Annotated in this window: 25 protein-coding genes; 11 read left to right on the top strand and 14 right to left on the bottom strand. The window is 64.9% G+C overall.

The features are described from left to right. A partial coding sequence (locus tag ACVOMC_RS02520; RefSeq protein ID WP_481522707.1) for a transposase occupies nucleotides 1–365 on the top strand: 365 nt, incomplete at its 5' end. A 175-nt stretch (nucleotides 366–540) separates the two neighbouring features. On the opposite strand, the gene ACVOMC_RS02515 is transcribed toward ACVOMC_RS02520, so the two are convergent. Both ACVOMC_RS02515 and aceE read right to left on the bottom strand, forming a co-directional pair. Beyond that, nucleotides 541–2,832 (bottom strand): SIR2 family protein, encoded by a 2,292-nt coding sequence (locus ACVOMC_RS02515; RefSeq protein ID WP_481522706.1) that lies wholly within the window; start codon nucleotides 2,830–2,832, stop codon nucleotides 541–543. Nucleotides 2,833–3,451: 619 nt separating this feature from the next. Beyond that, nucleotides 3,452–6,139, bottom strand: coding sequence for a pyruvate dehydrogenase (acetyl-transferring), homodimeric type (aceE, locus tag ACVOMC_RS02510; protein WP_481522705.1), 2,688 nt, complete (start codon nucleotides 6,137–6,139; stop codon nucleotides 3,452–3,454). Between the two features lie 400 nt (nucleotides 6,140–6,539). Between aceE and ACVOMC_RS02505 the strand changes: the two genes are divergently transcribed. Next, complete coding sequence (locus ACVOMC_RS02505; protein WP_481522704.1) at nucleotides 6,540–7,061, top strand: PadR family transcriptional regulator; 522 nt, start codon at nucleotides 6,540–6,542, stop codon at nucleotides 7,059–7,061. A 94-nt stretch (nucleotides 7,062–7,155) separates the two neighbouring features. Then, nucleotides 7,156–7,947, top strand: coding sequence for a siderophore-interacting protein (locus ACVOMC_RS02500; protein ID WP_481522703.1), 792 nt, complete (start codon nucleotides 7,156–7,158; stop codon nucleotides 7,945–7,947). 142 nt (nucleotides 7,948–8,089) lie between these two features. On the opposite strand, the gene ACVOMC_RS02495 is transcribed toward ACVOMC_RS02500, so the two are convergent. Further along, nucleotides 8,090–8,875 (bottom strand): porin family protein, encoded by a 786-nt coding sequence (locus ACVOMC_RS02495; protein ID WP_481522702.1) that lies wholly within the window; start codon nucleotides 8,873–8,875, stop codon nucleotides 8,090–8,092. A gap of 61 nt (nucleotides 8,876–8,936) precedes the next feature. Beyond that, nucleotides 8,937–10,001, bottom strand: a complete 1,065-nt coding sequence (locus tag ACVOMC_RS02490) for a linear amide C-N hydrolase (RefSeq protein ID WP_481522701.1) — start codon at nucleotides 9,999–10,001, stop codon at nucleotides 8,937–8,939. 169 nt (nucleotides 10,002–10,170) lie between these two features. Between ACVOMC_RS02490 and ACVOMC_RS02485 the strand changes: the two genes are divergently transcribed. Further along, nucleotides 10,171–10,491, top strand: coding sequence for a hypothetical protein (locus tag ACVOMC_RS02485; RefSeq protein WP_057505774.1), 321 nt, complete (start codon nucleotides 10,171–10,173; stop codon nucleotides 10,489–10,491). Nucleotides 10,492–10,589: 98 nt separating this feature from the next. Here ACVOMC_RS02485 and ACVOMC_RS02480 read toward each other — a convergent pair whose 3' ends face one another. Beyond that, nucleotides 10,590–11,309, bottom strand: a complete 720-nt coding sequence (locus ACVOMC_RS02480) for a YceI family protein (protein WP_481522700.1) — start codon at nucleotides 11,307–11,309, stop codon at nucleotides 10,590–10,592. 89 nt (nucleotides 11,310–11,398) lie between these two features. Then, on the bottom strand, nucleotides 11,399–11,989 hold the full coding sequence (locus tag ACVOMC_RS02475) for a malonic semialdehyde reductase (protein ID WP_481522699.1): 591 nt from the start codon (nucleotides 11,987–11,989) through the stop codon (nucleotides 11,399–11,401). Nucleotides 11,990–12,117: 128 nt separating this feature from the next. Here ACVOMC_RS02475 and ACVOMC_RS02470 point away from each other — a divergent pair, with 128 nt between their 5' ends. From ACVOMC_RS02470 to ACVOMC_RS02455, 4 genes are all read left to right on the top strand, one after another. Then, a complete protein-coding gene (locus tag ACVOMC_RS02470) occupies nucleotides 12,118–13,089 on the top strand; it encodes a mitochondrial fission ELM1 family protein (protein ID WP_481522698.1) in 972 nt (323 codons plus the stop codon). Between the two features lie 36 nt (nucleotides 13,090–13,125). Continuing rightward, on the top strand, nucleotides 13,126–13,971 hold the full coding sequence (locus ACVOMC_RS02465; RefSeq protein WP_481522697.1) for a DUF2145 domain-containing protein: 846 nt from the start codon (nucleotides 13,126–13,128) through the stop codon (nucleotides 13,969–13,971). 15 nt (nucleotides 13,972–13,986) lie between these two features. Further along, nucleotides 13,987–14,505: a hypothetical protein gene (locus ACVOMC_RS02460; protein ID WP_481522696.1), complete on the top strand. Its 519-nt coding sequence runs from the start codon at nucleotides 13,987–13,989 to the stop codon at nucleotides 14,503–14,505. 166 nt (nucleotides 14,506–14,671) lie between these two features. Then, a complete protein-coding gene (locus ACVOMC_RS02455; protein WP_057505762.1) occupies nucleotides 14,672–15,241 on the top strand; it encodes a queuosine precursor transporter in 570 nt (189 codons plus the stop codon). A 40-nt stretch (nucleotides 15,242–15,281) separates the two neighbouring features. Here ACVOMC_RS02455 and glnE read toward each other — a convergent pair whose 3' ends face one another. After that, complete coding sequence (gene glnE, locus ACVOMC_RS02450) at nucleotides 15,282–18,107, bottom strand: bifunctional [glutamate--ammonia ligase]-adenylyl-L-tyrosine phosphorylase/[glutamate--ammonia-ligase] adenylyltransferase (protein ID WP_481522695.1); 2,826 nt, start codon at nucleotides 18,105–18,107, stop codon at nucleotides 15,282–15,284. Nucleotides 18,108–18,388: 281 nt separating this feature from the next. Here glnE and ACVOMC_RS02445 point away from each other — a divergent pair, with 281 nt between their 5' ends. Further along, nucleotides 18,389–19,903, top strand: a complete 1,515-nt coding sequence (locus ACVOMC_RS02445; protein ID WP_481522694.1) for an acetyl-CoA hydrolase/transferase family protein — start codon at nucleotides 18,389–18,391, stop codon at nucleotides 19,901–19,903. Nucleotides 19,904–19,980: 77 nt separating this feature from the next. Here the strand turns inward: ACVOMC_RS02445 and ACVOMC_RS02440 are convergent, their stop codons facing one another. The 4 genes from ACVOMC_RS02440 to ACVOMC_RS02425 form a co-directional block, all read right to left on the bottom strand. Continuing rightward, entirely contained in the window at nucleotides 19,981–20,319 is a 339-nt protein-coding gene (locus ACVOMC_RS02440; RefSeq protein ID WP_057505765.1) for a YegP family protein, read from the bottom strand. Between the two features lie 125 nt (nucleotides 20,320–20,444). After that, nucleotides 20,445–20,705, bottom strand: a complete 261-nt coding sequence (locus ACVOMC_RS02435) for a GIY-YIG nuclease family protein (protein ID WP_481522693.1) — start codon at nucleotides 20,703–20,705, stop codon at nucleotides 20,445–20,447. 18 nt (nucleotides 20,706–20,723) lie between these two features. Beyond that, nucleotides 20,724–21,170, bottom strand: coding sequence for a hypothetical protein (locus ACVOMC_RS02430; protein WP_481522692.1), 447 nt, complete (start codon nucleotides 21,168–21,170; stop codon nucleotides 20,724–20,726). A 152-nt stretch (nucleotides 21,171–21,322) separates the two neighbouring features. Beyond that, nucleotides 21,323–22,396 (bottom strand): 3-deoxy-7-phosphoheptulonate synthase, encoded by a 1,074-nt coding sequence (locus ACVOMC_RS02425; protein WP_481522691.1) that lies wholly within the window; start codon nucleotides 22,394–22,396, stop codon nucleotides 21,323–21,325. Between the two features lie 369 nt (nucleotides 22,397–22,765). On the opposite strand from ACVOMC_RS02425, the gene trxC reads away from it, so the two are divergent. Next, nucleotides 22,766–23,218, top strand: coding sequence for a thioredoxin TrxC (gene trxC, locus ACVOMC_RS02420; protein WP_057505766.1), 453 nt, complete (start codon nucleotides 22,766–22,768; stop codon nucleotides 23,216–23,218). Nucleotides 23,219–23,308: 90 nt separating this feature from the next. Here the strand turns inward: trxC and groL are convergent, their stop codons facing one another. From groL to ACVOMC_RS02405, 3 genes are all read right to left on the bottom strand, one after another. Beyond that, nucleotides 23,309–24,955: a chaperonin GroEL gene (gene groL / locus ACVOMC_RS02415; protein WP_057505767.1), complete on the bottom strand. Its 1,647-nt coding sequence runs from the start codon at nucleotides 24,953–24,955 to the stop codon at nucleotides 23,309–23,311. 59 nt (nucleotides 24,956–25,014) lie between these two features. Further along, on the bottom strand, nucleotides 25,015–25,302 hold the full coding sequence (locus tag ACVOMC_RS02410; protein ID WP_481522690.1) for a co-chaperone GroES: 288 nt from the start codon (nucleotides 25,300–25,302) through the stop codon (nucleotides 25,015–25,017). 299 nt (nucleotides 25,303–25,601) lie between these two features. Then, on the bottom strand, nucleotides 25,602–25,817 hold the full coding sequence (locus tag ACVOMC_RS02405; RefSeq protein WP_481522689.1) for a prepilin-type N-terminal cleavage/methylation domain-containing protein: 216 nt from the start codon (nucleotides 25,815–25,817) through the stop codon (nucleotides 25,602–25,604). A gap of 145 nt (nucleotides 25,818–25,962) precedes the next feature. Between ACVOMC_RS02405 and cutA the strand changes: the two genes are divergently transcribed. Continuing rightward, complete coding sequence (gene cutA / locus ACVOMC_RS02400; protein ID WP_054658667.1) at nucleotides 25,963–26,286, top strand: divalent-cation tolerance protein CutA; 324 nt, start codon at nucleotides 25,963–25,965, stop codon at nucleotides 26,284–26,286. Nucleotides 26,287–26,288: the final 2 nt, after the last annotated feature.

The following is a 26,288-nucleotide window of genomic DNA, read 5'->3' as shown; positions in this document are numbered from 1 at the left end:
GCAGGAAGCCGATGATCTGTTCTTCGGAAAAGCGCTTCTTCACGTCCAATCTCCTTCTCGTTGGGGATTGGACTCCAAATCGTTGCGCTACTCAAAAGCGGGGGGACGTCGCGAAAGCAAAAATAAAGCTGAGCATGAGCCGGCCCGGCATGCCCTATGACAACGCCATGATCGAGAGTTTCTTTGCGAACCTGAAACTGGAAATAAATGACGGCCGCCCGTTTAAAACCCGGGAGGCCGCCAGAACTGCGATCTTTGAGTACATCGAAGTGTTCTATAACCGGGCCAGGCTGCATTCCGGGCTGGGCTATACAACGCCCTTACAAGCCGAGCGGCAATATCAACCGGTCAGGACTGTCCCCTGACTACCCTGTCCACGAAACACGGGGCACTCCAACCTGACCCCGTTTATTGCACGAAACCCGGGACACTCTACTCTGGCCCCCGATTCGCTGGATTATTGAAACCAACCCAGCGTACGGCCCTTTATCAGGCCAATGCTGGGCTAGCGAAGCCAACCCAGCCTATGGCTCTTATATCTTATGCCGCAATCCTACTAATTACATCCCGTTGAACTTCAGGAACGCATGATTTCAAAAATTCCCGGCCCTTGGGATCTTGGAATATCGCCCACTCAGAAATTACGTAAACAAGCTCACCATCATCCGCCATCAATTTGGCGAATCTCGTCCTTGCCTGTTCATTTTCATCCAAGAGATAAAGTGCGCATGCGATTGCTTGCGTCTCGTCGGATGATTCAACCAGCTTCCCGAGCCGACCACCATTCGGCTTTGCGCCGCCTCTTTTTCTTGCCAATTCATAATTAATGATGAGAGCTGGACTCGCCATACTATAACTAACTCTCTCCAAAGCAGCCTTACACAGAGCCTCCGCCATGCTATGACTTCCACACAACAGAAGTGCATGTGACTCCTCCACAGCACCATGGATTGTCTCATAAGGCTTGGCTGCATTTATGGCCCTTACGACCTCCAATTGCCCCTTGTAGTCCCGTTGTGCCTCGCAAATCTTATACTTCATCTGAAGGCGCTCGTCAGGACTAAGAACAGTTGCTTTTGATTCCGCAAGCTTCTCAATATCGCCCACTTTTCCAGCGTACTTCAGGACGTCCGCAAGCCAAAGAACGTGCACTGCCTCGCCCCCAAGGTCTACAGCAAGCTTCATGTCATCCGTTGCCGAGCTGAGGTCAGAGTTACGCTTAAGGCTATGCTTGGCACGCCTAAATAGAAAATTACGACTTTTCAAATAAGACGAATTCTGCGAGAGATCTCCTATCTTCTCTGCAAGCTCATTATTCCTATCAAACTTGTCATATGCATCCAAAAGCAGAAGCTCGTAGGCGAGCACTGAGTGCCTATTCGCTGAATCTCTCGCCACCTTAACTCTATCTATAAAAGAATCAACATCAACGTGAGACGGCTTCGCCTCTCTCGCAGAAATTGAGTCCATTAGAGCAACCAGAACCTTAATAGCACGCGGAGACTGCTCAAGCCCGGCATTAACGACACGCTCAAGCTCTTCTTTATCCTGACCGCCATCCTTAACGGCCTTTATTAAATAGCTAAGGTATGTACCCCAAGCATACCCTTCCACCGAAGGCTCAAGCTGAATCGCCATCTTCAGACAATTCTTAATTTCATCATGGTTATTTGCCGCCCTGTCAAATCCGGCATCCAACCTATCGATGAGTATTTTCGCTTTCTCGTTCCAGGCATTTGAGCTATAGGGATCAATCTGTAGTGCCAAATCGACCATTGCCAGCCTATCCGCCTCAGTCCTCAACATCGATGACTTCCAAATTGGCCAAGCATCCTCTTTAGGATCGGACTTCATAAGCTCATCAATGAAGTTGCATGCTGCAATCCTGTCTCCACTCGCCTCCTCATTCTTAGCGGATAGAACTAAAAACTCCTCCCGCGCCTGCCAGCTTGACGCATCTCTTACCGCGCAAACAAGACGTTTCCTCGCAGAATCATAATCTCCAGAAGATATGAACTGCCTGACAGATATCAAACAACCAATCTCACTGTCGGTCATTTTACTCGCAGGCTTCACTGCCCCCTGCGACTCGCGATCGGACGCACTTCGAATGGCATCAAGTAGCTTCTCTCGATCAAATGCTCTTTTCAGCCTTTCGATGTCACGAACAATAATACTGGAACCCGAGAGAGCCAAATCTTCACTTTCACAAAAGCCACTAATAATCTTCCGCGGCTTATCAGATATAAGATTTGTTTCTATCGGAAGACTGTCACCAATCGCATCGCCATGCAGCTGAGCCATTAGCTCGTCAAACCCATCAACAATTACAAAATAAACTCGATCCCGCCAGAGGAGCTTTAGGAGCTCTTCACTCGGCTCATCATCCTTCCGAAGGCACCAGTAAATCCCGTGCCTAAAATATTCCTCGCTGCGAAGAAGATGGCTGAGCACATCCATAATTGATCGATCAGAACCAGAGTATCCAGCTACGATCAGGCCATGCTCCCTGCTGAATTCGACAAACTTCTTCTTTGTATTTTCCTCTAACGACTCGGTCTCACGCACTGTTGACTTTATGTCATCAAAAAGATAATCGCCGTGCAGCTTTATGACCTTTGGCCTCTTAGATGTGACACTTACGCTAGTGACCGATGAGTCATGCGCACAAACAATTGGACGCATGTCGGAGAACCTAAAGAACGCTTCATTGATGAGATCATCAAAATTGGTGGTGAATACAGTGTTGAAATACCCGTTCTCAATGAGCCTAACTAAATATGCATAGCCAATACTAGGAGATTTCTCTGCGACCTCAGCTTCGATGAACATTCGACGCTGCCTTGGGAGGTCAAAACGCCGCTCAAAGAGACTGGAATATTCTTTACTAGGCACATACCAACTTGATTCCTCCCTGGTCAAGTAGTCATTAACTTCAGAAATAGTGAACTCGGCGACTCCCGGATGACTGGAAATATATATTTCTTCCTTCCATATCCGAGTGAGCTGAGAAGCACTTCTCACGCCCGAAGTTACTGAACAACCGGCGCCTAGCAGTAACGTAAAGTTCGGCACCTCACTCGTCCTAGTTATTAAAAACCTACTCAAATCCGAGTATGAACGACACTTGGCACGCAGCGGCTGCAACGCCTGAGGCAAATCCATAGCACCCCCCTTTTTATATTGTTTTCCTTAGAAATTCTGACCTTTTACGCCCCACAACTCTCTCGCACACGCCCATACAACCGCGCGGTCACGCATTTGCTGCCCCACTAGATAAATTCCAGAACAGCGTCCTCTCTTCCCCTTGCCTATACGGCTGTATACCACCGATTTTGTAAGGACTTCAAACTACTTAAACCATGGCTAAGGATAGTTAGATAGTGCTCGCCCTCGTGGAACCAAAAAAAAGGCGGCCACCAGGCCGCCTTTTTTTCAGCTTTACCGGACATCAAACCCCGACAGGGTTCGCCTTCTCCGGATCAATCCCGTACTGCTTGATGGCCCGGGCGACGTCCTTGGCGGTCATCTTCCCATCCTTCGCCAATGCGGCAATGGCGGCGTGGGCGATGTAGTAGCGGTCCACTTCGAAGAAACGGCGCAGGTTGGCGCGGGTGTCGGAGCGGCCGAAGCCGTCGGTGCCCAGGACCGAGTAGGTCATCGGCACGAAGGCGCGGATCTGGTCGGCATAGGCGCGCACGTAGTCGGTGGCGGCGATGGCCGGGCCCTGGCGGCCTTCCAGCAGCGCGGTGACGTACGGCTTGCGCGGTTCGGCTTCCGGATGCAGGCGGTTCCAGCGCTCGGCGTCGAAACCGTCGCGACGCAGTTCGTTGAAGCTGGGGCAGGACCAGATATCGGCGGTGACGCCGAAGTCCTTGTCCAGCAGCTCGGCCGCGGCGATGGCTTCACGCAGGATGGTGCCGCTGCCCAGCAGCTGCACGCGCAGCTCGCCCTTCTTCGGCTTGCCGGCATCGGTGAGCAGGTACATGCCCTTGATGATGCCCTCGGCTGCACCTTCGGGCATGCCCGGGTGGGTGTAGTTCTCGTTCATCAGGGTGATGTAGTAGTACTCGTCCACCTGGTCTTCCATCATGGCCTTGGTGCCGTGCTGGAGGATGACGGTGACTTCGTAACCGAAGGTGGGGTCGTAGCTGCGCACGTTGGGGATGCCGCCGGCGACGATGTGGCTGAAGCCGTCTTCGTGCTGCAGGCCTTCGCCGTTGAGCGTGGTGCGGCCGGCGGTGCCGCCGAGCAGGAAGCCGCGGGTACGCATGTCCGCCGCCTGCCAGGCGAGGTCACCCACGCGCTGGAAGCCGAACATCGAGTAGTAGATGTAGAACGGCAGCATCGGCACGTTGGAGACCGAGTAGCTGGTACCGGCGGCCATCCACGAGGCGATGGCGCCCGGCTCGCTGATGCCCTGCTGCAGCACCTGGCCGGACTGGTCCTCGCGGTAGTACATCAGCTGGTCGGCATCGACCGGCTTGTACTTCTGGCCGTACGGGGCGTAGATGCCGATCTGGCGGAACAGGCCTTCCATACCGAAGGTGCGCGCTTCGTCGGCGACGATCGGCACCAGGTGCGGGCCCAGTTCCTTGTCGCGCAGGCTGATGTTGAGCGTCTGCACGAAGGCCATGGTGGTGGAATAGCTGCGCTCGCCCGAATCCTTGAGCAGGCGCTCGTAGGTTTCCAGTTTCGGGGCGACGAAGGACTTGCTGGCCTTCTGCCGGCGCTGCGGCAGGTAGCCGCCCAGGGCGGCGCGACGCTCCTGCAGGTACTTCACTTCCGGCGAATCCGGGCCCGGGTGGTAGAACGGCACCTGGCCGTCCTTGAGCTGCTCGTCGGTGACCGGGATGTTGAAACGGTCGCGGAAGTGGCGGACCGCCTCGTCGTCCAGCTTCTTGGTCTGGTGGGTCGGGTTGAGCGACTCGCCGGCGCTGCCCATGCCGTAGCCCTTGACCGTCTTGGCCAGGATCACGGTCGGCATGCCCTTGGTGTTCACGGCCTGGTGGTAGGCGGCGTACACCTTGTGCGGGTCGTGGCCGCCACGGTTCAGGCGCCAGATGTCGTCGTCGGACAGGCCGGCGACCATCGCGGCGGTCTCCGGGTACTTGCCGAAGAAATGCTCGCGGGTATACGCGCCGCCGAAGGCCTTGCAGTTCTGGTATTCGCCGTCGACGGTTTCCATCATCAGCTTCTTCAGGACGCCGTTGGTGTCCTTGGCCAGCAGGGCATCCCAGTAACCGCCCCACAGCAGCTTGATCACGTTCCAGCCGCCGCCACGGAACACGCCTTCCAGTTCCTGGATGATCTTGCCGTTGCCGCGCACCGGGCCGTCCAGGCGCTGCAGGTTGCAGTTGACCACGAAGATCAGGTTGTCCAGGCCTTCGCGGCCGGCCAGGGCGATGGCGCCCAGGGTTTCCGGCTCGTCCGACTCGCCGTCACCGATGAAGCACCACACCTTGCGGTCGGACTTCTCGATCAGGCCGCGGTTCTCCAGGTACTTCATGAACTGCGCCTGGTAGATCGCCGCCAGCGGGCCCAAGCCCATCGACACGGTCGGGGTCTGCCAGAAGTCCGGCATCAGCCACGGGTGCGGGTAGGAGGACAGGCCGCCGCCATCGACTTCCATGCGGAACTTGTCCAGCTGCTGTTCGTCGATGCGGCCTTCCAGGAAGGCGCGGGCGTAGATGCCCGGGGCGCTGTGGCCCTGGATGAACAGCAGGTCGCCCGGGTGGTTCTCGCTGGGCGCGCGCCAGAAGTGGTTGAAGCCCACGTCATAGAGCGTGGCGCCGGAGGCGAAGGAGGCGATGTGGCCGCCCAGGTCGCCCGGCTTGCGGTTGGCGCGGACCACGGTGGCCATCGCGTTCCAGCGGATGATCGAGCGGATGCGCCATTCCAGCTCCGCGTTGCCCGGGCTCTTGGCCTCCAGGTGCGGGGCGATAGTGTTGACGTATTCGGTGGTGGGAGAGAACGGCAGGAACGCGCCCGAACGACGGGTCAGTTCCACCATGCCTTCCAGCAACTGATGCGCGCGCTCGGGGCCCTCGACATCGATAACGGCCTTCAACGACTCGATCCACTCCTGTGTTTCCACCGGGTTGGGGTCGTTGTTCAGCACTTCATTCAACCAGTTCATTGGCGCTCCCAGGTACTGCACGCACGCGCGCGCTTGTTTTTAATTTTGAGCCCTGAAGTGTAGCGCACCGCGCCCCTGACGAAGCTGGCTACGCATACGTATGGCGTTGATTCCACTACTGTCCGCAAGACATCCGGCGACATCGATGGCCCCCGGACGTAGACACGGCAGGACACCCCGTCCGCAGCGCCGTCGCATGGCGGGCAGCGCCATGTGGGCCCGAAGCCGCGAGCCGCCCGGGTCAGCAAGGTGACAACGGGAGCCATGCTGCGATGCAGCAGAAAACCGGTCGGCGGAATCATCCGGTCGCGTCCGTACCACCTGCCCGGCCGGATCGTCGCCGGCGCTTGCCGGCCGGGGCTTTTCGATATATCGTCTTTGCCAATTCCGATATATCGAAATGAAGGCCGAGGCCGTGACCACCGATACCCGCAGCCGCGCCACGGCCCGTCCACTTGGCCGCGGTGACCTGCGCCTGCTGCTGCTGTGGCTGCTGGGCCAGGCGCCGCGCCACGGCTACGAACTGATCCAGCAGGTCAGCGAGATGTTCGTGCGCACCTACACGCCCAGCGCCGGCTCGGTCTATCCGCTGCTGGCGGACTTCGAGAAGCAGCACTGGGTCAGCGTCGAGGAGGAGGGCGGCCGCAAGCGCTATCGCATCAGCGCGCTGGGCCGCGCGCAGCTGGCCGCGCGCGATGCCGAGGTGCAGGCCGCCGTGCTGCGTGCCCGGCACAGCGCGCGCACGATGGCCAAGGCCAAGCTGCCGCCGCCGTTGCGCGAGGCGATGGGCCAGCTCACCCGGGCGCTGATGCTGCACGACCGCCGCTGGCGCGACGCCGACGTGGCCCACATCACCGCGCTGCTGGCCCAGGCCACGGCGCGGGTGCGGCACGCGGCACAGGACGGCGACGATGCCGGCTGAGCCACACCGCCCTCTTTCTTCCCACGACCCAGCCAGAGCGATCCAGCCAGGTCACCCCGGCGCACCGCGCCTTTGACCGAACCCAGGTACCCCCATGTCTTTGCATGAATCCCGACTCGTCCGCCGCGCCATCCAGTTCCGCCCGCTGCAGGTGCTGCACAGCCAGCGCCTGACCCCGAACATGCAACGCGTCATTGTCGGTGGCGATGCGCTGGCCGGCTTCGAGAGCGCCGCGCCCGACGATCACGTCAAGCTGTTCTTCCCCAATGCCGAAGGCGCCTTCGTGCTGCCGGAGCTGACCGAGCAAGGCCCGCGCTATCTGGAAGGCCAGCTGCCCTCGCCGGCACGCGACTACACACCGCGCTTCTTTGACGCGCAGGCCGGCGAGCTGGTGCTGGATTTCGTGCTGCACGGCGATGGCCCGGCGGCGAACTGGGCGGCCAGCGCGCAGCCGGGCGATGCGCTGGTGGTGGCCGGCCCGCGCGGCTCGCATGTGATCGCCGACGACTTCGACAGCTATGTGCTGATCGGCGATGAAACCGCGTTGCCGGCCATCGCCCGACGGCTGGAAGAGCTGCCCGAACATGCCGTGGCCGAGGTGTTCATCGAGATCCCCGAGGAAGCCGACCGCCAGCCGCTGGACAGCGATGCGCAGGTGACGGTGCACTGGTTCGAACGCAACGGCTTCGCTGCGGCCAGCAGCACCCTGCTGGAGGATGCGCTGGTGGATTTCGAACAGCCCGACGGCGATGCGTTCTACTGGATCGCCGCCGAATCGCGGCGCGCGCGGATGATGCGCAAGTTCATCGAAGGCCACCTGCAGGTGCCCAAGGAATGGATCCGCGCCACCGGCTACTGGAAGGCGGACCCCGACGAGGCGGAGTGATCGCAGCTGTCGCCTCGCCGAGGCGACGCACGAGGGAGGCCGTGCGCGAACGCGTGGCGGCGTGGACAGCGGCGAACAGCCGCCGCGCTCGCCACCGCCTGCACGGCGGCGCGCGGTGCCTCCCGTTTGCGGGGCGCGTGCGTTACAGCGGCGCGCTTCGGCCCGCGCCGAACCGGTAGGTCACCCCCAGCATCGGACCGGACAGGGCCACGTCCAGACGCTTGCCCTGGTCGCGGTAATCCAGGCGCTGGTGGCGGTAACCCATCGACACGAACCACTGCTCGGTCGCCTGGTAGTTGGCCAGCGCCAGCACCTGCCAGGTGGCATCCGAGCCCAGCCCGAACCCACCGACATCCGCATAGGCCACGCTGCTCCAGCGCGGCGAGAGCACCTGGCGCCAGCGCACGCCGGCGATCGGGTCGACGAACGACGAATCCGAACGCGCCGAGAGCAGGCCCGGCACCTGCACCGCGGCGTTGATATCCCAGTAGCGGATGCCGGCCAGCAGATCGATGCCGGTACGCTCATCGGCCCTGACGGCATAGCCGGCGGTCAGCGTGGCCGAGGTCTGTCGCACCTTGACGTTGGCCGCCAGGCCCAGCGGCAGCGGCGTTGAATCGGAGGTGGCGGCATGGGTGAGATCGGCCTGCAGCACGACGTTGCCGCGGCGCGCGGTGCCGGTGATAAACGCGGCGGCGTCCAGGCTGTCCATCAGCTCGGAAAAGGACTTGTCCACCTCGGCCGTCGGCGCGCTGCGGAACGGGCGCACCTGGCCTTCCATGCCGCTCATCCACACATACGGGGTGGCCTGGAAACGCCAGCGGTCATCGCCGGACGTCTCGGCCTGGGCCAGCGGCACAACGGCCGTCGCCAGCACCAGTATGGCCAGCGACGCCGGCAGGTACTTGAGGTTGAATCGCGTGTGCATGGGAGCTCCGGGTGATGCCTGCCCGCGTGCCGGGCAGACGATCGATGTAGGCAAGCGGCGCTCAGACGCCGAGGAAACGGAACGGCTTGGTTTCCTTGAACTGCGCGTTGGCCTCGCCGGCATACAGGGTGCGTGCCTGCTGCCCCAGATCCAGCCGCCTGACCTTGCCGGTACGCTCGCTGAAATCGATCTTCTTCAGATCCACCCAGAACACGTTGGGCGCCAGCGCGGACTCGAAGTAGTACAGCTTGCGGGTCTGGTCGGCCACGGTGCGCCAGCGCGTGGAGGAGATATTGGGCTGGTCCGGCGTGGTGATGCCATAGGGCACCGACACGTTGCGGATCACACTGAAAACGCTGGCGGTGGATTCCACCGGATCGGTGGATTTGGGAATGGCGTCGATATAGAACGCCGCACGCGCGAAGCGGTCCGCCGCGCGGTTGGTGCCCGGCAGCATCACCGTGCCGCCGATCTGCCGCCAGTAGCTTTCCAGCGCCAGCTGCTGCTCGAAGACCGGCGAGTTGGTCATCACCGTGTAGTCGCGGCTGTGGTGGATGACCTGCTTGCTCTTGATGTACTCGATGATGGCGCTGTCGCCACTGGCATCGGACAGTGACAGGTGCAGCGTGGCCAGGCGCTGCTCGCCGGGGGCGGCATCGCTGACCAGGGTGAACGGCTCGTCGGCCAGCGCCTTGACCGCTTCTTCCACGGTGGCGAAGTTGTCGAGCATGTACTGGGTCCACACCGAGATGCTCAGGCCCGGCTTGCCGCTGTCGCGCGCGGGGTATTCGGATTCGGCCAGCCACAGCAGGTTGGCGACCAGGCCCGCCTCGTTCATGCCGTCGGTGGTGGCGAAGTCGTAGGCGCTGGCGATGACGCTGCCGTGGCGCGAGGTCCACGTGAGCGTATTGGCGCCGGTCTCGCCGTTGCGCTGCATGCCGCGCGGAAACATCCACAGATGGGTGCCGGTATCGACCTTGTAGTCCATCGACCGGCCGGTGAAGACCTCATCGCCGGCACCGTGGTAGACGAAGCGGGTGCAGGCCGTTGCGGGGGGCGCCATGCCCAGCACGCCGACAACGAGCGTGGCACAGGCTGCCACGAGGGATCGCTTGACTGACTTCATGGACAAAAACTCCCTTTTTTTGACCGTTGCATTGACAGCAGACGGACAGATCCTAGCAACGATCCCCTATCGACAGTGGACACAGTGGCCCTGCCTTGCCGCAGCGGCCGCCTTCCAGCCGCTGCTATGCTCGGCGCAGCCACGCCCGGCCGCCGATGTGATCGATCCCATGTCCGAATTTTCCGCCGCCTCCCCAACACTGCGCCTGCCGGCGTTCGCCCTGCTGCTGGCCGTGGGCCTGGCCGCCTGCCAGAGCGCGCCGCCTGCCGCTGCCGACCCCGACTTCGGGCTGTGCCGGGATGCCACGCTGCAGTGGGCGGTGGGCAAGGTCAACGACGAGCCGACCATCCGCCGGCTCAAGCGCGAAAGCGGCGCCGGGCTGGTCAATCCGATCGGCCCGGCCAGCATCACCACCCGCGACATCCGCAAGGACCGCCTGCGCGTGTTCGTCGATGCCAACAACGTCATCACCGCGGTGCGCTGCGAGTAACCGCGCAGCCTTGCGGTGGTGCATGAAAACAGAAGGCCCGCCATCACTGGCGGGCCTTCTTGTTGCAGCCGCTGGGCGCAGCGGTCAACCCGCCCCGGTTACTGGGCCTTGGCTTCTTCAGCCTTGGCTTCTTCGGCCTTGGCCTGGCTGGCCTCGGTGGTGATACGGACCTTGACCTCATCGCTGACGGCCGGGGCGTAGGCGCCCACGCCGAAGTCGCTGCGCTTGAGGGTGGTGGTGGCATCAAAGCCGACCGACAGCACCTTCATCATCGGGTGCTCGCCGGCACCGTTGACGGTCACGTCCAGCACCACCGGCTTGGTGACGCCCTTGATGGTCAGGTCACCGGTCACGGTCAGCTTGTTGGTGCCGGCCGCTTCCACCTTGGTGCTCTTGAACGTGGCGGTCGGGAACTTGGCGGCGTCGAAGAAATCGGCGCTGCGCAGGTGCTCGTCGAACTTGGCGGTGAAGCTGTTCAGGCCAGACAGCGGCAGGGTGACTTCCACGGTCGACTTGCTCACGTCGGCGGCGTCGTACACCAGGGTGCCGTCGGCATTGCCGAAGTGTGCGGTCGGGTTGGAGAAGCCCATGTGGTTCCACTGCACCAGCACATCGGTGTGGCTCGGATCGAGCTTGTAGGTACCCGACGCGACCTGGATGGCCGCAACTTCCGGGGCAGCGGCTTCGGCCGGCGCGGCGGCGGTTTCCGCCGGAGTCGCGGCCGGGGCGACCTGTTCGGCCTGTTCGGCCGGCTTGGAGCAGGCGCTGATGGCGGCGGCCAGGGCCAGCGGGAGCAGCAGTTTGGAGAGCGTGGACATGGCAGTTTCCTTGAGGAAGAGAGAGAGGAACGGAGGCAGTTTCAACACGCCGGCGTCAGCGGATGTGATGACCGCCGGCGATGGAACACTTACTCGATGCGCGCGGCTTCATCGAAGGACAGGCGCGGCAGACGCGGGAACAGCCCGGCCGGATCGCCATAGCCCAGGTTGACCAGGAAGTTGGACTTGATCGCGGTGCCGGCAAAGAACGCCTCATCGACCTTGGCGTTGTCGAAGCCGGACATCGGACCGGCATCCAGGCCCAGCGCGCGCGCGGCCAGGATCAGGTAGGCGCCCTGCAGGCTGCCGTTGCGGAACGCGGCCTCGTGACGGCCCTCACGCGGGCCATCGAACCAGCTCTTGGCATCGGTGTGCGGAAACAGGTACGGCAGCTTCTCGTGGAAATCCAGGTCAAACCCGATGATCGCCGTGACCGGCGCGGCCAGGGTCTTGGCCAGATTGCCTTCGGACAGCGCCGGCGCCAGCTTCTGCTTGGCCTCGGCCGATTTGACGAACACAAAGCGTGCCGGGCTGGCGTTGGCCGAGGTCGGCGCCCACTTCACCAGGTCGTACAGCGCGCGCAGCTGGCTGTCTTCAACCGGGCGGTCCTGGAACGTGTTCTGGGTGCGGGCGGTACGGAACAGCTGGTCGAGCGCGGCATCGTTGAAGATGTCGGACATGGAAACTCCGTGGTGAATTGGCTACGGTCGTGGCGCTGGGCCGGAAAGGCCCGGACAATGACACGACGAGTGGACGCAGTGTAGAGCGCCACGACTGATGCAACACCCGGCCTTACTGAAACGAATTGATGCCAAACGCGAAACGATCGACGCTTCCCTGGACGATCACCGACGGCCGCGCCGGCAACGTCCGCCAAGCGGTCGCGTTGGCATCGGCGTTGCGTCTGGGCGGCCAGCAACGGCTGCAGCTGGAACCGCGGGCACCGTGGCGCTGGCTGGCACCGCGCTTGCTGCCCGGTGCCACGCGCGGCTTCGGTGCAGGCTTCGAGCGGATGGCCGCCGCGCAACCCGGACTGGCGATCGGCTGCGGCCGCCAGGCGGCCGGCGCGCTGCGGGTGTTGGGCCGGAATGGCACGCGCACGGTGCAGATCCTCGATCCGCGTATCCACCCGCGCCACTGGGATCTGGTGATCACCCCGGACCACGACCGCCTGCGCGGCGACAACGTGCTGACCCTGCTGGGCAGCCTGAACCCGGTCACCGACGACTGGCTGGCCTGCGGCCGCGCGGCCTTCTCCAGTTTCGAACACCTGCCCGGGCCGCGCACCGCCCTGCTGGTCGGCGGCCCCACCGACCACGCGCCGTGGCAGCAGCGCGAGATCGTGCCGCTGTTCCAGGCGCTGGCCGCGCAGGTGCGCGCCGAGGGCGGCAGCGTGCTGGCCACCACCTCGCGGCGTACCCCGCGCGCGGTGACCCAGGCGCTGCTGCACGCTTTTGACGATGTGCCGGGGGTGATCTGGAGCGATGGCGGTGACGGTTCCAATCCGTACGCCGGGCTGCTGGGCTGGGCCGACCGCGTGGTCTGCACGCCGGACTCGGTGAACCTGCTGTCCGAGGCCTGCGCCACCCGGGTGCCGGTGGGCGTGCTGCTGGGCCGGCGCGCGCAGGGACGGATGGCACGGTTCCAGCAATCGCTGGTCGAACGCGGCCGGCTGCTGGAGGGTCTCGCCGCGCTGGACGCCGACCCGGCAGACCCGATCGAACCCTTGCGCGAAACCCCGCGCATCGCCGCCGAGGTCAAGGCCCGGCTCGGCCTGTAACGGTCTTTTACAGTTTGCCTGCAAGGATGCCCCCCGATGAACCACCGTTTCCCCCTAGTGCTGGCGCTGGGTATCGCCACGCTGGCCCCGGTGGCGAGCGCGCAGCCGCCGACCTGCACCCCGCGCTACCCGCCGCCGACCACGATCGCGGCGATGTTCGACATGGCCGCCATCACCGCCGACACCCTCGATGCGCTGCCCGGGGTGGAGGTGGCCATCGCCGCGCGCGGCGGCCAGGACCTGCGCAGGTACGGCCTGCGCCACAGCCATCTGGCGTTTCTGGTCCGCAACGAAGCCGGCAGCTGGGATGTGCTGCACCTGCTCAACCGCTGCAAATCCGGGACATCGGACCTGTACCGCGAAGGGCTGGTCAATCTGCTCGGTGAAAGCGCGATCAGCACCGACCTGCGCGTGGGCATTCCCACGCCGGCCGTGCAGGCCGCGCTCAGGCAGCTGCTGGCCGGCGAAGCCGCAGCGGCCCGCGCCCTGCATCAGCCGCGCTACAGCATGCTGGCCTGGCCCGGCGGCAGCGACTACCAGAATTCCAACCAGTGGATTCTGGAAGTGACCGCCGCGGCGATGGCGCAGGTCGAAGACGGCCGCACGCTGGGCAACCGCGACGCCGCACTGGCCTGGCTCAAGCACAAGGACTTCAGGCCCTCACGCCTGCATATCGGTCTGGGCAAACGGCTGGGGGCGCGCCTGTTCGCCGACAACGTGGCCGTCACCGATCACCCGGCCAGCGAACGCGTTTCCGGGAACTATTCGGTGGTGACGGTGGAATCGGTGTTCGATTTCTTGCACCAACGCGGCGCGCTGGAGCGCGAGCTGAGCATCGCCCACCAGCGCATCGCTGCACCCGCCGCACCTTCTTCCCCGTAACCCCAGGAGAACCTCATGAAATCCCTGCTTGCCGCTACCGTCCTGACCTGCGCTCTGGCCCTGGCGCTTCCCGCATCTCCGGCGCAGGCCGGCGACGACATGACCGGCTCGCAGGCCTCGGTGCTGATCACCGGCGTGAGCGCGATGATGGTGGTGTCCGGGCCGTTGTACCTGTCGGTCACCGGCGTGCGCAGCGTGGCCGACCTGTCCAAGGCCTCCAGCAAACCGCACGAGGGCAAGCGCCGGACCAGCGCCGGGCCGCTGCCGGACATGCAGGTGAAGGACATCGTCCGGACCGCGGACGGTGGCCGCAGCGTTTCCCTGCAAGACCCGGCCAATCCGGAAAACACCGCCCTTCTGCAATGGCCGCAGCGGCAGGACAACCCGGCGGCCAACTTCGTGCCCGGCCAGACCGTGGCCTTCACCCCGAGTCCGCAGGGCGCGGGCTGGATGCTGCGCGCCGAGGACGGCGCGGTGCTGACCTTCGTGCCGACCATCGAGGCGGCCGGGGACAGCCGTACCACGACGCTGTAAGCCTCCTCACAACCGGCCCCGCCGCCGGCCCCACCCGGGCGCCGGTGAAGGACGGTAAAGGCCGGACCGGTACAATGGCCGCCCTCTTGCGCCCGCCGGCTCCGGCGCGGCCACTCTTCCTTTCCTGTTCCGCGGCGCCTTGCGGCGTTGCCGCCTGCGCTCTGCCATGTCCCCGAATCCGCCGATCCGCTTCGCCCCGTTGACCCTCCCCTCGCTGCTGCTGGCCGTGCTGGCCATGGGCATCGTCGTGCTGGGCTCGAACGTGCTGGTGCAATACCCGATCAATGACTGGCTGACCTGGGGCGCGTTCAGCTATCCGGTCGCGTTCCTGGTCAGCAACCTGATCAACCGCCGCTTCGGCCCGCGCGCCGCGCGCCGCGTGGCCTGGGCCGGGTTCGCGGTGGCGGTGCTGCTGTCGATCTGGATCGCCACGCCGCGCATCGCGGTGGCCTCGTGCTCGGCGTTCATCGTCGCCCAGCTGCTGGACATCACCGTGTTCGACCGGCTGCGCGCCGGCAACTGGTGGCGGGCGCCGATGGTGGCCACCACCTGCAGCGCCACGGTGGATACGGCGATCTTCTGGTCGATCGCCTTCGCCGGCTCGCAGCTGCCGTGGGTCAGCTGGGCGGCCGGTGACCTGGCGGTGAAGCTGGCCATCGGCGTGTGCCTGCTGGCCCCGTTCCGCGCCCTGCTGTGGAAGATGGCGCCGCTGCGCGGCCAGCCCGGCACCCGCTGAGCCGACCGCCCGGCAGCACCACCGGACCAGGGAGTGAGACCTACAGCGCCGCTTTGCCCGGTTCGAACGGCAAGCCCTGGGCGATGGCCGCGGCGGTGATCGCCGCGCACGCCGCTTCGATTTCCGGGGTGGGCGCGGTGATGCGCGGCCGCCGGTCCAGCGTGCAGCGCAGCCCGGCATCGAGCAACGTGGCATGGGCGTCGTGCAGCGCCACCGCGGTAGTGCCGGGCAGCCAACCGGCCGCGGCCAGTGCCGCGATCAGGAACGGGGTCTCGCGCGGCTCGCACAGCGCCGGATGGCCGGCCGCCTGCGCCAGCACCCCGGTCTGCAGCACGAACTCCAGATCCACCAGCCCGCCGGCGCCCTGCTTCAGGTCCATCCGCGCCGCGTCACTGCGGTCCAGTTCGGTGCGCATGCGCGCGCGCATCTTCAGCACGTCGGCGTACAGGGTAGCGTGGTCGCGCATCCGGCCCAGCGTGGCCGCGCGCACCTGTTCGAAATCGGCCAGCAGCGAGGGCTCGCCGGCGATCGCGCGGGCGCGCACCAGCGCCTGATGCTCCCAGGTCCAGGCGCGCTCGCGCTGGTAGTCGGTGTAGCTGGCCAGCGAGGACACCAGCGCGCCCTTGCCGCCATCCGGGCGCAGCCGCACATCGATGTCGTACAGGCGGCCGGCGGCGGTGACCGCGGCCAGCAGCGCCATCACCTTCTGCGCCAGCCGCGCGAACCAGCGCCCGCTTTCCAGCGGCCGGCCGCCATCACTGGCATCCACCCCGGCCGGGTGGTCGTACAGGAACACCAGATCCAGATCCGAGCCGAAGCCCAGCTCCAGCCCGCCGAGGCTGCCGTAACCGATGATCGCAAAGCGCCCGCCGGGCACTTCGCCATGCGTGGCGACCAGATCGGCACGGGCCATTTCCAGCACCGTCACCACCACCGCGTCGGCCAGCTGCGCCAGCTGCCGGGTGCAGTCCACCGCCGGCTGGCGGCCATCGTGGAAGGCCAGCGCCATGCGGAAGCTCAACGCCAGCCGCACCTCGTTGAGCATGCGCAGCGCCGCTTCCGGATCGTCGAGGGTCAGCGCCTGCGCGCAGGCGTCGTGCATGTCCTGCAGCTGCGGCATCGGCCCGGCCACGCGGGTATCGAGCAGCTCGTCCAGCAGCAGCGGGAAACCGACCAGACGCTCGGACAGCAGCGCGCTGCGCGCCAGCACGTTGACCAGCCGTTCCAGCGCGCTGGGCTGCTCGTCCAGCAGCGCCAGATAGCTGGTGCGGCGCAGGATCGCCTGCAGCAGGCCGAGCACGCGGCGCAGCGCGGCATCGGGCTGCGGCGAGCGGGTGGCGGCATGCAGCAGCGCCGGCAGCACCCGGTCCAGCCGCGCCCGCGCCGCGTCGGACAGCGACTTCACCCCCAGCGACTGGGCGAACTCGCGCAAGGACTGGTCCGCGCCGGTGGCATCGGCGAAGCCGGCTTCGGCCAGCACCTCGGCACTGCCGCCGCCGGGCAGCACCCGCCAGTAGCTGGCCAGCGCATCGGGCGCAGCCTGGCCCTGGCGCGGCGCCAGCAGCGCGTCGAACTCGGTGGCCACCCGCTGCCGCTGTCCGTCCAGATCGCGCAGCAGCGCCTCCCAACCGGCATAGCACAGGCCCAGCGCGATGCGTTCGCGGTCCAGCGGATCGACCGGCAGCGCGTGGGTCTGCGCGTCGCGCAGCATCTGCAGGCGGTTCTCCAGCCGCCGCAGGAAGCGGTAGGCGTCGATCAGGTCCTGGCCATCGCCGGCCGCCATCTGCCCGGCCTCGACCAGCGCGCGCAGGGCTGGCAGCAGGCGCCGCTCGCGCAGCGCCGCTTCGCGGCCGCCGCGGATCAGCTGCAGCGCCTGGGCCAGGAACTCGATCTCGCGGATGCCGCCCGGGCCGCGCTTGATATCGTCCAGCCGGTCCTTGCGCGCGACCTCGGCGGTGATCGCGGCCTTCATCTCGCGCAGGCCGTCGAGCGCGGTGAAATCCAGATAGCGGCGATAGACGAACGGCCGCAGCGTCTGCAGCCACGCCTCGCCGGCGGCGATATCGCCGGCCACCGCGCGCGCCTTGATCCACGCATAGCGTTCCCAGTCGCGGCCCTCGCGCTGGAAATACTGGTCCATCGCGGCAAATGACAACGCCACCCGGCCGGCGCTGCCGAACGGGCGCAGGCGCAGGTCGACGCGATGGCAGAAGCCTTCGGCGGTGGTTTCATCCAGCAGCCGTGCCAACCGCTGGCCGAGCCGGGCGAAATACTCCTCGGCCGCAAGCGGGCGGGCGCCATCGGACTCGCCTCCTTCCGGGTAGGCGTAGACCAGATCGATATCGGAGGAGAAATTCAGCTCGCCGCCACCGAGCTTGCCCAGCCCGAACACCACCAGCCGCTGCACACTGCCATCGGCGGCACGGACCACGCCATGGCGCTGGGCGAACTCCTGCTCCAGCGCGGCCAGTGCCAGCTGCAGGCAGTCCTCGGCCAGCGCGGTGGCACCGGCCAGCGTCGCCTCCACCTCGTCCAGACCAAGCAGATCGCGCCAGACCAGGGCGGTGGAAACCGCCGCGCGGTAGCGGCGCAGCCGGGTCGGCCAGGCGCTGGCCTGCAGCGGGTCCAGCACCGGTGGCGGCAGCGGCACAGCGGCGCCGTCGGCCAGCCAGCGCAGCAGTTCCGGCTGCCGGCACAGGGTGTCGATGGCGAAATCGCTGGCCACCGCCAGCTGTCGCAGGCCGGCGTCGAAGGCGGCCGAGGGCGGCCAATGCGACGGATCAGGGACAGCCAGCCGCAGGCGGGCCAGCGCGCGGTCGACGACCGGAAGGACGGATTCAGGCAGGGCGGAGGCGATTGGACTCATGCGCCAATTCTGGCATCCGCTGCCAACTGCGGTCGCGATCTGCCGCGAAAAGACAATAAAAAAGCCCGCTGGCAGCGAACTGCCAGCGGGCTTTGCTCCCTCCCCCACGTCGGGATGCAGAGCGATCCTGCGGGGATCGGAAGCAACTTGCACGCTGCAGTGCAAAACAATACCCGGCAGTACAGAAGCATTCCGGCGGCCGGCGCCATCCCACCAAGGTCGGACAACATCCCCGCGTCCGATCCGCGATAATCCAGTGTCCCCTACGAAAACTTGTCGTCATGTCTGTCGAACGTATTCTCGACGCGCGTCTGCGTGACCGCGTGGTTTCTGCCGAAGCCGCTGCCGCCCTGATCCAGCCGGGCGAAACTGTTGCCATGAGCGGTTTCACCGGCTCCGGCTATCCCAAGGCCGTGCCGGTGGCGCTGGCCAAGCGCATCGAACAGGTGCATGCCGATGGCCTGCCGTTCCAGATCAAACTGCTGACCGGCGCCTCCACCGCACCGGAACTGGATGGCGCGCTGGCCAAGGCCGACGGCATCGCCATGCGCATGCCGTTCCAGAGCGATCCCGATGCCCGCACGCGCATCAACGAAGGCAAGCTCGACTACATCGACATCCACCTCAGCCACGTCGCCCAGCATGTCTGGTTCGGCTTCTATGGCGAGATCGACACCGCGGTGATCGAGGTCTCGGCGATCCGCGAGGACGGCTCGCTGGTGCCCTCCACCTCGGTCGGCAACAACAAGACCTGGCTGGACCTGGCCAAGAAGGTGATCATCGAGGTCAACGACTGGCAGCCGGCCGGCGTCGATGGCATGCACGACATCTACTACGGCACCGCGCTGCCGCCGCACCGCAAGCCGATCCCGCTGGTCAGCGCCAACGACCGCATCGGCGACACCTCGCTGCACTGCGATCCGGACAAGATCGTCGCGGTGGTTCGTACCCACGGCCCGGACCGCAACAGCCCGTTCAGCCCGATCGATGCCACCAGCGAGATGATCGCCGCGCACCTGATCGACTTCCTCAAGCACGAGGTCAAGCAGGGCCGGTTGCCGGCCAACCTGCTGCCGCTGCAGTCCGGCGTGGGCAACATCCCCAACGCGGTGCTGGCCGGGCTGGCCAAGAGCGGTTTCCGCGACCTGGCCGCCTTCACCGAGGTGATCCAGGACGGCATGCTCGACCTGCTCAAGTCCGGCGTGCTCAGTTACGCCTCGTGCACCGGCTTCGCGCTGAGCCCGGAAGCCAACGAGGAGTTCAAGCGCAACATCGATTTCTACCGCCAGCGCATCATCATGCGCACGCAGGAGATCTCCAACCATCCGGAACTGGTGCGCCGCCTGGGCTGCATCGGCATGAACGGCATGATCGAGGTAGACATCTACGGCAACGTGAATTCCACCCACGTGATGGGCAGCCGCATCATGAACGGCATCGGCGGCTCCGGCGACTTCGCCCGCAACGGCTTCCTGTCCACGTTCCTGAGCCCGTCCACCGCCAAGAACGGCACCATCTCGGCGATCGTGCCGATGGCCAGTCACGTCGACCACACCGAGCACGACGTGTCGATCATCGTCACCGAACAGGGCCTGGCCGACCTGCGCGGCCTGACCCCGCGCAAGCGCGCCCGCGTGCTGATCGACAACTGCGCGCATCCGGATTTCCGCGACCAGCTCAACGATTATTTCGACCGCGCCAGCCGCGACAGCTACGGCAAGCACACTCCGCACCTGCTGCCGGAAGCCTTGTCCTGGCACCAGCGCTGGCTCGACACCGGCAGCATGAAGGGCTGAGTCCTTTCAGCGCGCTTCAAAAAAAAGCCCGGCGCAACGCCGGGCTTTTCGTTTTAGGCAACGACCGCAGATCGCGCTCAGACCGCCGTTCTGTCCTTGATGGTAGTGCTGGGGCCATTGCCCTTGACGCTGGTGATGCCCGCTTCGCGTGCCGCCTGCGAGGCATACAGCTGGCTGCTGCCGATCACCTGGTGATTGGCGGCCTTGAGATTGAAGTGGTAGCGCCCGTCGCTGGCGGTCTTGCGCTCGTAGCGCGCCTCGTCGGGGCTGTTGTGCTGCACCGAGGCGATACCGTTCTCGGCCGCGGTCCGCGTGCTGTAGCGCTCGCTGGTGAGGATCACCTCGGCGTTGCCCGCCTTGAGCACGAAATAGAACTGGCCGTCACTGCTCTTGTCCAACTCGTACCAACCTGCCATCGCAATTCCCCCGCGTTGAGGATGAGGCCGGCTCGCGGCCTCCGCGCTGCCGCAGGCAGGGCGGAAGGTCCGGACAACCGGACGCGGCGGCGATCAGCCACCGCCACCGCGCAGCCGACTCTACCTCAATCCTCCTGCCGCTCCAGCCAGGCCAGCTTGCGCTCGCGCGGCAACTGTTTGATCTGCCATTCCGCGCGCGAGGCGGCGGAGCGGTCGGCATAGGGGCGGCTGGCCAGGATCCGCAGCGGTGGATACGCGCGGGTGTAACGCGCGCCCTTGCCGGCGCGGTGCGCCTGGAAGCGCGCCTCCACATCGGTGCTGATACCCGCGTAGTAGCTGCCGTCACGGCATTCAAGCAGATACAGGAACCAGCTGGCGGTGCGCACAGGCGTTGCAGGCCTACATCACAGGCTGGCGGCGTCGGCGATCTTGCACATGCCCGCGCCCACGGCCTTGTTCGAGGTCATCTGCCCGCCCTTGGTGCTGAATCGCACTTCCACGCGCACGCTGCCATCGTCCTGGCGGCGCACGGTGGTGCGCAGTGGCACGGTGGCGCCGCCCCCGCCGGTGACCGGATTTTCCGCGGCGATATAGCCGGTGCGCTCGTTCGGGTAGATGCCGACCATGCCTTCGGCCTCGATCGCGGCCACCGTCTTGGCGAAGACTTCCGCATAGCCCAGGCCTTCGTGGTCGGTCGAGGCCAGGAACTGCTTGCCGGAGCTGAAACCGCCGGTCACCGACAGGTTCTGCAGGCAACCACTGCCCGAATCCTCGACCGGCTTCCTGGCGGCCACCGCCATCGCCGGAACCAGCGCCATTGCCAACGCCACACTGCACATACGGGTACGCATTACTTCCTTCTCCCTGGAACGGTGAACTGATCGGCTTCCTGCCGGGGGAGGTGGATTGCCCCGTCGCCACAGCAGACCGGAGGCCTCGCGCCTCCGGCTGCGTAAACTACTGCGGCAGGCTCCCGTGCACCAGTAGGGACGTCACACAAGGCTCAGGCCGCCGCCTCCAGCTGCACGCGGCGACGCGCACGCACCGCCTCGGCCAGACGCTCCAGCACCTGCACGGTGCTGTCCCAGTCGATGCAGCCATCGGTGATGCTCTGCCCATAGACCAGCGGCTGGCCTTCGATCAGCTCCTGGCGGCCGGCCACCAGATGGCTCTCGATCATCACCCCGACGATGCGCTGCTCGCCCGCTTCCACCTGCATCGCGACGTCATCGATCACCTTGGGCTGGTTCTCCGGCTTCTTGCTGCTGTTGGCATGGCTGGCATCGATCATCAACCGCGCCGGCAGCTGCGACTTGGCCAGCACGTCGCTGGCGGCCTGCACACTGGCGGCGTCGTAGTTCGGGGCCTTGCCGCCGCGCAGGATCACATGGCAGTCCGGGTTGCCCTGGGTGGCGACGATGGCGGTGCCGCCTTCCTTGGTCACCGACAGGAAGTGGTGCGGGTGCGAGGCCGCGCCGACCGCATCGGCAGCGATCTTCACATCACCGGTGGTGCCGTTCTTGAAACCCACCGGGCACGACAGCCCCGAGGCCAGCTCGCGGTGCACCTGGCTTTCGGTGGTGCGCGCGCCGATCGCGCCCCACGCCACCAGATCGGCGATGTACTGCGGCGAGATCACGTCCAAAAACTCCACGCCGGCCGGCAGGCCAAGGCGGTTGATGTCACGCAGCAGGCCGCGCGCCACGCGCAGGCCCTTGTTGATGTTGAAGCTGCCATCCAGGTCCGGATCGTTGATCAGGCCCTTCCAGCCCACCGTGGTGCGCGGCTTCTCGAAGTACACGCGCATGACGATTTCGAGTTCACCACTGAGCGCATCGCGCAACGGACGCAGGCGCTGGGCGTATTCCATCGCCGCCACCGGATCGTGGATCGAGCAGGGGCCCACCACGACGGCGAGACGGTCGTCCTGGCCGTGCAGGATGCGGTGCAGCGCGGCGCGGGCATCGGCCACGGTCTGCGAGGCCTGTTCATCACAGGGCAACAACGCCAGCAGCTGTGCCGGCGAAGTCAGCGGTTCAAGTTTGCGGATGCGAAGATCGTCGGTGTGGGGGGGCATGGGGGTCTCCAGTTCAAAACGAGTGAATGGTTCTGCCCCAGCGTGGCGGCATGAAAAAAGCCGCCAGGTTCGCTGGCGGCTTTTCGGGAATGCATCTGAAAGTTTCTTCAGGGTGAGCGCAGTCCTTCCTCCGCCAGCGGCTTGGGAAAGTAATACCAGAAGTAAAAGCTGGCGCGGGCTGCGTTCATGGGGAGCATTGATAACACGGTTTTTTGTGCGATGCGACAGTTTCAGGGGCAACGGACACCTTGGGTCCGGCACCATCGTGTTCTTCCCCGCAGGATCTATCTTCATAAAGCAGCAGCGATAAGAAGTTCATCGCAACGGCGGCATACTGCACCGCCGCTCACCGCGTTCCTGACCGCTGCGATGAACAACGACACCACCGGATTGCTGCAGATCGCCTGCCCGCACTGCCATGCCATCAACCGCGTCCCCGGCGCGCGCCTGGGACAGGCACCGGCCTGCGGGCGATGCCACCGGCCGCTGTTCACCGCCACGCCGCTGGCGTTGAACAGCGCCGCGTTCGAGGCCCATGCCAGCCGCTCGCAGATTCCGCTGCTGGTGGATTTCTGGGCGGGCTGGTGCGGCCCGTGCCGGCAGATGGCGCCGGAGTTCACCAAGGCGGCCGCGCAGCTGGAACCACGCATGCGCCTGGGCAAAGTCGATACCGAGGCCGAACCGGCGATCGCCTCCCGCTTCGGCATCCGCAGCATCCCGACCATGGTGTTGATCCAGGGCGGTCACGAGATCGCACGCCAGTCCGGCGCGATGCCCGCCAGCAGCATCGTGCAATGGGCCAGCGCGCAGCTGCGCGGCTGACGCGGCGGCAACCGCACAGCGCAGACAAAACAAAACCCCGCCTCGCGGCGGGGTTTTGCGTACATCAGCAGCGGTGAGGCCGCGGCGGACTTAGAAGTCCATACCGCCCATGCCACCCATGCCGCCCATGCCACCGGCACCCATGGCCGGCTCGTCCTTCTTCGGCGCCTCGGCCACCATCGCTTCGGTGGTGATCATCAGGCCGGCGATCGACGCGGCGTTCTGCAGGGCCGAACGGGTCACCTTGGTCGGATCCAGGATGCCGAACTCGATCATGTCGCCAAACTCGCCGTTGGCGGCGTTGTAACCGAAGTTGCCCTTGCCTTCCTTGACCTTGTTGACGATCACGGACGGCTCTTCACCGGCGTTGGCGACGATTTCGCGCAGCGGGGCTTCCATCGCACGCAGCGCGATCTGGATGCCGTGGTTCTGGTCTTCGTTGTTACCCTTCAGACCGGCCAGCGCGGCAACCGCACGCACCAGCGCCACACCGCCGCCCGGGACCACACCTTCTTCCACCGCCGCACGGGTCGCGTGCAGGGCGTCATCGACGCGGTCCTTCTTTTCCTTCATTTCGATTTCGGTCGAGGCACCGACCTTGATCACGGCCACGCCGCCGGCCAGCTTGGCCACGCGTTCCTGCAGCTTCTCGCGGTCGTAATCGGAGGAGGTGTCCTCGATCTGGGTCTTGATCTGACCAACACGGGCCTCGATGGCGGCGACATCGCCGGCGCCGTCGATGATCGTGGTGTTCTCCTTGGAGACCTGCACCTTCTTGGCGCGGCCCAGGTCCTTGATCGTGGCCTTGTCCAGCGACAGGCCCACTTCCTCGGAGATCACGGTGCCGCCGGTCAGCACGGCCATGTCTTCCAGCATCGCCTTGCGACGGTCGCCGAAGCCCGGGGCCTTGACGGCCACGACCTTGACGATGCCGCGGATGGTGTTGACCACCAGGGTCGCCAGCGCTTCGCCTTCGATGTCCTCGGCGATGATCAGCAGCGGCTTGCCGGCCTTGGCGACGCCTTCCAGCACCGGCAGCAGGTCACGCACGTTGGAGATCTTCTTGTCGTGCAGCAGCACGAACGGATCGTCCAGGTCGGCGGTCTGCGCCTGCTGGTTGTTGATGAAGTACGGCGACAGGTAGCCGCGGTCGAACTGCATGCCTTCCACCACGTCCAGCTCGTTTTCCAGACCCGAGCCTTCCTCGACGGTGATCACGCCTTCCTTGCCGACCTTCTTCATCGCTTCGGCGATGATGTTGCCGATCGACTCGTCCGAGTTGGCCGAGATGGTACCGACCTGGGCGATGGCCTTGTCGTCAGCGGTCGGCTTGGAGATGTTCTTCAGCTCGGCGACGGCGGCAACCACGGCCTTGTCGATACCGCGCTTGAGGTCCATCGGGTTCATGCCGGCGGCCACAGCCTTGGCGCCTTCACGGATCAGGGCCTGGGCCAGCACGGTGGCGGTGGTGGTGCCGTCACCGGCATCGTCGTTGGTGCGGGAAGCGACTTCCTTCACCATCTGCGCGCCCATGTTCTCGAACTTGTCAGCCAGTTCGATTTCCTTGGCCACGGACACACCGTCCTTGGTGATGGTCGGGGCGCCGAAGCTCTTTTCGAGCACGACATTGCGGCCCTTCGGGCCCAGGGTGGCCTTGACGGCATTGGCGAGCGTGTTGACGCCGCGCACCATGCGCGAACGGGCGTCTTCACCGAAACGGATATCCTTGGCAGCCATGTGCTGTTACCTCAGTAAATATAAGAGTGTCTGGGGGTGGATCAGGTGGGAAGACGCGCTCAGCCGACGATGGCGAGGATGTCGTCTTCGCGCAGCACCTTGTACTCGACGCCGTCGGCCTTGTAGGTCGAACCGGCATACTGGCCGTAGATGACCTTGTCGCCGACCTTCAGCGCCGGCGCACGCACCGAACCGTTGTCCAGCGGCTTGCCCGGGCCCACGGCCACGACTTCACCCTTGGTGGACTTTTCCTTGGCCGAATCCGGGATCAGGATGCCGCCGGCGGAAACTTCCTCGGCTTCGATCGGCTTGACCACAACGCGGTCGTGAAGCGGCTTGATGCTCATGAAAAGACCTCTTAAGTTATTGATTGGCCTGAAAACTTCGGCGGAACCCGACCGCTTTGCCGGCGATATAGGTGCCACGCGTAAAAACGCCCGTCGAACGGGCATGACTGCGAGATGGGGCCCGCCCGGAGGCTTTCAAGGGCTGCAAGAAAAAAATGGCGCGGCCCGGGAGACAAGCGGGCCACGCCATAGCAAGAGAGAAATTGCCGCCCGGCCGCAGGGCTGGACTGCTTCTTGAATATCAGGGGTAGCGGGACCCGTGGACCGAACCGTGGGTTACGCCCGCCGGCGACACTGCATCACAGCAGATGGCAGGACGCACAGCCTCTGGCACTTTCCGCCCTGCGGATTTTGCTGCGCAGTACAGGGTTCGGATAGGCCGGCAGCGCGATGGCCGCGAGGATGGCAAGGATCGCCACCACCATCAACTCGATCAGCGTGAATCCCCGTGCGGTGCGTCGTTCCCGGAAGCCGCCTCCTGTTGCGTGCCAACCAGCGGTACATACGTCACCCAACGGCGCCAGTCGCCAGTGATCCGGCCTTTCATCGCAGGTGAAACACGCCTACAAAAACTGTGACTTGCCGCAACATGCAAGCGGTGACAACGGTATTGGAACTCCTCTTTGAAAGTGTGGGCGACGCTTCTGCGACAATGCCCGCATGGACGTAAGACTGGTCTTTTGCACCTGCCCGGACACTGTGACTGCGCAATCGCTGGCCCGCCACCTGGTGGAGCAGCGGCTGGCCGCCTGCGTGAACTTGTTGCCGCCGATGCAGTCTGTGTACCGCTGGCAGGGACAGATCGAGCAGGCGCAGGAGGTGCAGCTGCTGATCAAGACCTGCGCCGAGCGGCTGGACGCCCTGTCCGCTGCTATCGTCCAGCAGCACCCCTATGAATTGCCGGAGATCCTGGTGGTCTCCCCGGACGCCGGCCTGCCGGCGTATCTGGACTGGATCCGGGCCCAGACCCGGGAGGAAACCTGATC

The sequence above is a fragment of the Stenotrophomonas sp. STEN014 genome (genome assembly GCF_056760315.1).
Note: the sequence above shows the minus strand (reverse complement) of the source record. Positions and strands in the feature narration are given on the sequence as shown.

Bases quoted from the DNA above. Each gene is read 5' to 3' on its own strand.
- ACVOMC_RS02515 (WP_481522706.1), bottom strand. From the start codon at position 2,832: ATGTTCATCGAAGCTGAGGTCGCAGAGAAATCTCCTAGTATTGGCTAT.
- aceE (WP_481522705.1), bottom strand. From the start codon at position 6,139: ATGAACTGGTTGAATGAAGTGCTGAACAACGACCCCAACCCGGTGGAA.
- ACVOMC_RS02505 (WP_481522704.1), top strand. From the start codon at position 6,540: ATGAAGGCCGAGGCCGTGACCACCGATACCCGCAGCCGCGCCACGGCC.
- ACVOMC_RS02500 (WP_481522703.1), top strand. From the start codon at position 7,156: ATGTCTTTGCATGAATCCCGACTCGTCCGCCGCGCCATCCAGTTCCGC.
- ACVOMC_RS02495 (WP_481522702.1), bottom strand. From the start codon at position 8,875: ATGCACACGCGATTCAACCTCAAGTACCTGCCGGCGTCGCTGGCCATA.
- ACVOMC_RS02490 (WP_481522701.1), bottom strand. From the start codon at position 10,001: ATGAAGTCAGTCAAGCGATCCCTCGTGGCAGCCTGTGCCACGCTCGTT.
- ACVOMC_RS02485 (WP_057505774.1), top strand. From the start codon at position 10,171: ATGTCCGAATTTTCCGCCGCCTCCCCAACACTGCGCCTGCCGGCGTTC.
- ACVOMC_RS02480 (WP_481522700.1), bottom strand. From the start codon at position 11,309: ATGTCCACGCTCTCCAAACTGCTGCTCCCGCTGGCCCTGGCCGCCGCC.
- ACVOMC_RS02475 (WP_481522699.1), bottom strand. From the start codon at position 11,989: ATGTCCGACATCTTCAACGATGCCGCGCTCGACCAGCTGTTCCGTACC.
- ACVOMC_RS02470 (WP_481522698.1), top strand. From the start codon at position 12,118: ATGCCAAACGCGAAACGATCGACGCTTCCCTGGACGATCACCGACGGC.
- ACVOMC_RS02465 (WP_481522697.1), top strand. From the start codon at position 13,126: ATGAACCACCGTTTCCCCCTAGTGCTGGCGCTGGGTATCGCCACGCTG.
- ACVOMC_RS02460 (WP_481522696.1), top strand. From the start codon at position 13,987: ATGAAATCCCTGCTTGCCGCTACCGTCCTGACCTGCGCTCTGGCCCTG.
- ACVOMC_RS02455 (WP_057505762.1), top strand. From the start codon at position 14,672: ATGTCCCCGAATCCGCCGATCCGCTTCGCCCCGTTGACCCTCCCCTCG.
- glnE (WP_481522695.1), bottom strand. From the start codon at position 18,107: ATGAGTCCAATCGCCTCCGCCCTGCCTGAATCCGTCCTTCCGGTCGTC.
- ACVOMC_RS02445 (WP_481522694.1), top strand. From the start codon at position 18,389: ATGTCTGTCGAACGTATTCTCGACGCGCGTCTGCGTGACCGCGTGGTT.
- ACVOMC_RS02440 (WP_057505765.1), bottom strand. From the start codon at position 20,319: ATGGCAGGTTGGTACGAGTTGGACAAGAGCAGTGACGGCCAGTTCTAT.
- ACVOMC_RS02430 (WP_481522692.1), bottom strand. From the start codon at position 21,170: ATGCGTACCCGTATGTGCAGTGTGGCGTTGGCAATGGCGCTGGTTCCG.
- ACVOMC_RS02425 (WP_481522691.1), bottom strand. From the start codon at position 22,396: ATGCCCCCCCACACCGACGATCTTCGCATCCGCAAACTTGAACCGCTG.
- trxC (WP_057505766.1), top strand. From the start codon at position 22,766: ATGAACAACGACACCACCGGATTGCTGCAGATCGCCTGCCCGCACTGC.
- groL (WP_057505767.1), bottom strand. From the start codon at position 24,955: ATGGCTGCCAAGGATATCCGTTTCGGTGAAGACGCCCGTTCGCGCATG.
- ACVOMC_RS02410 (WP_481522690.1), bottom strand. From the start codon at position 25,302: ATGAGCATCAAGCCGCTTCACGACCGCGTTGTGGTCAAGCCGATCGAA.
- cutA (WP_054658667.1), top strand. From the start codon at position 25,963: ATGGACGTAAGACTGGTCTTTTGCACCTGCCCGGACACTGTGACTGCG.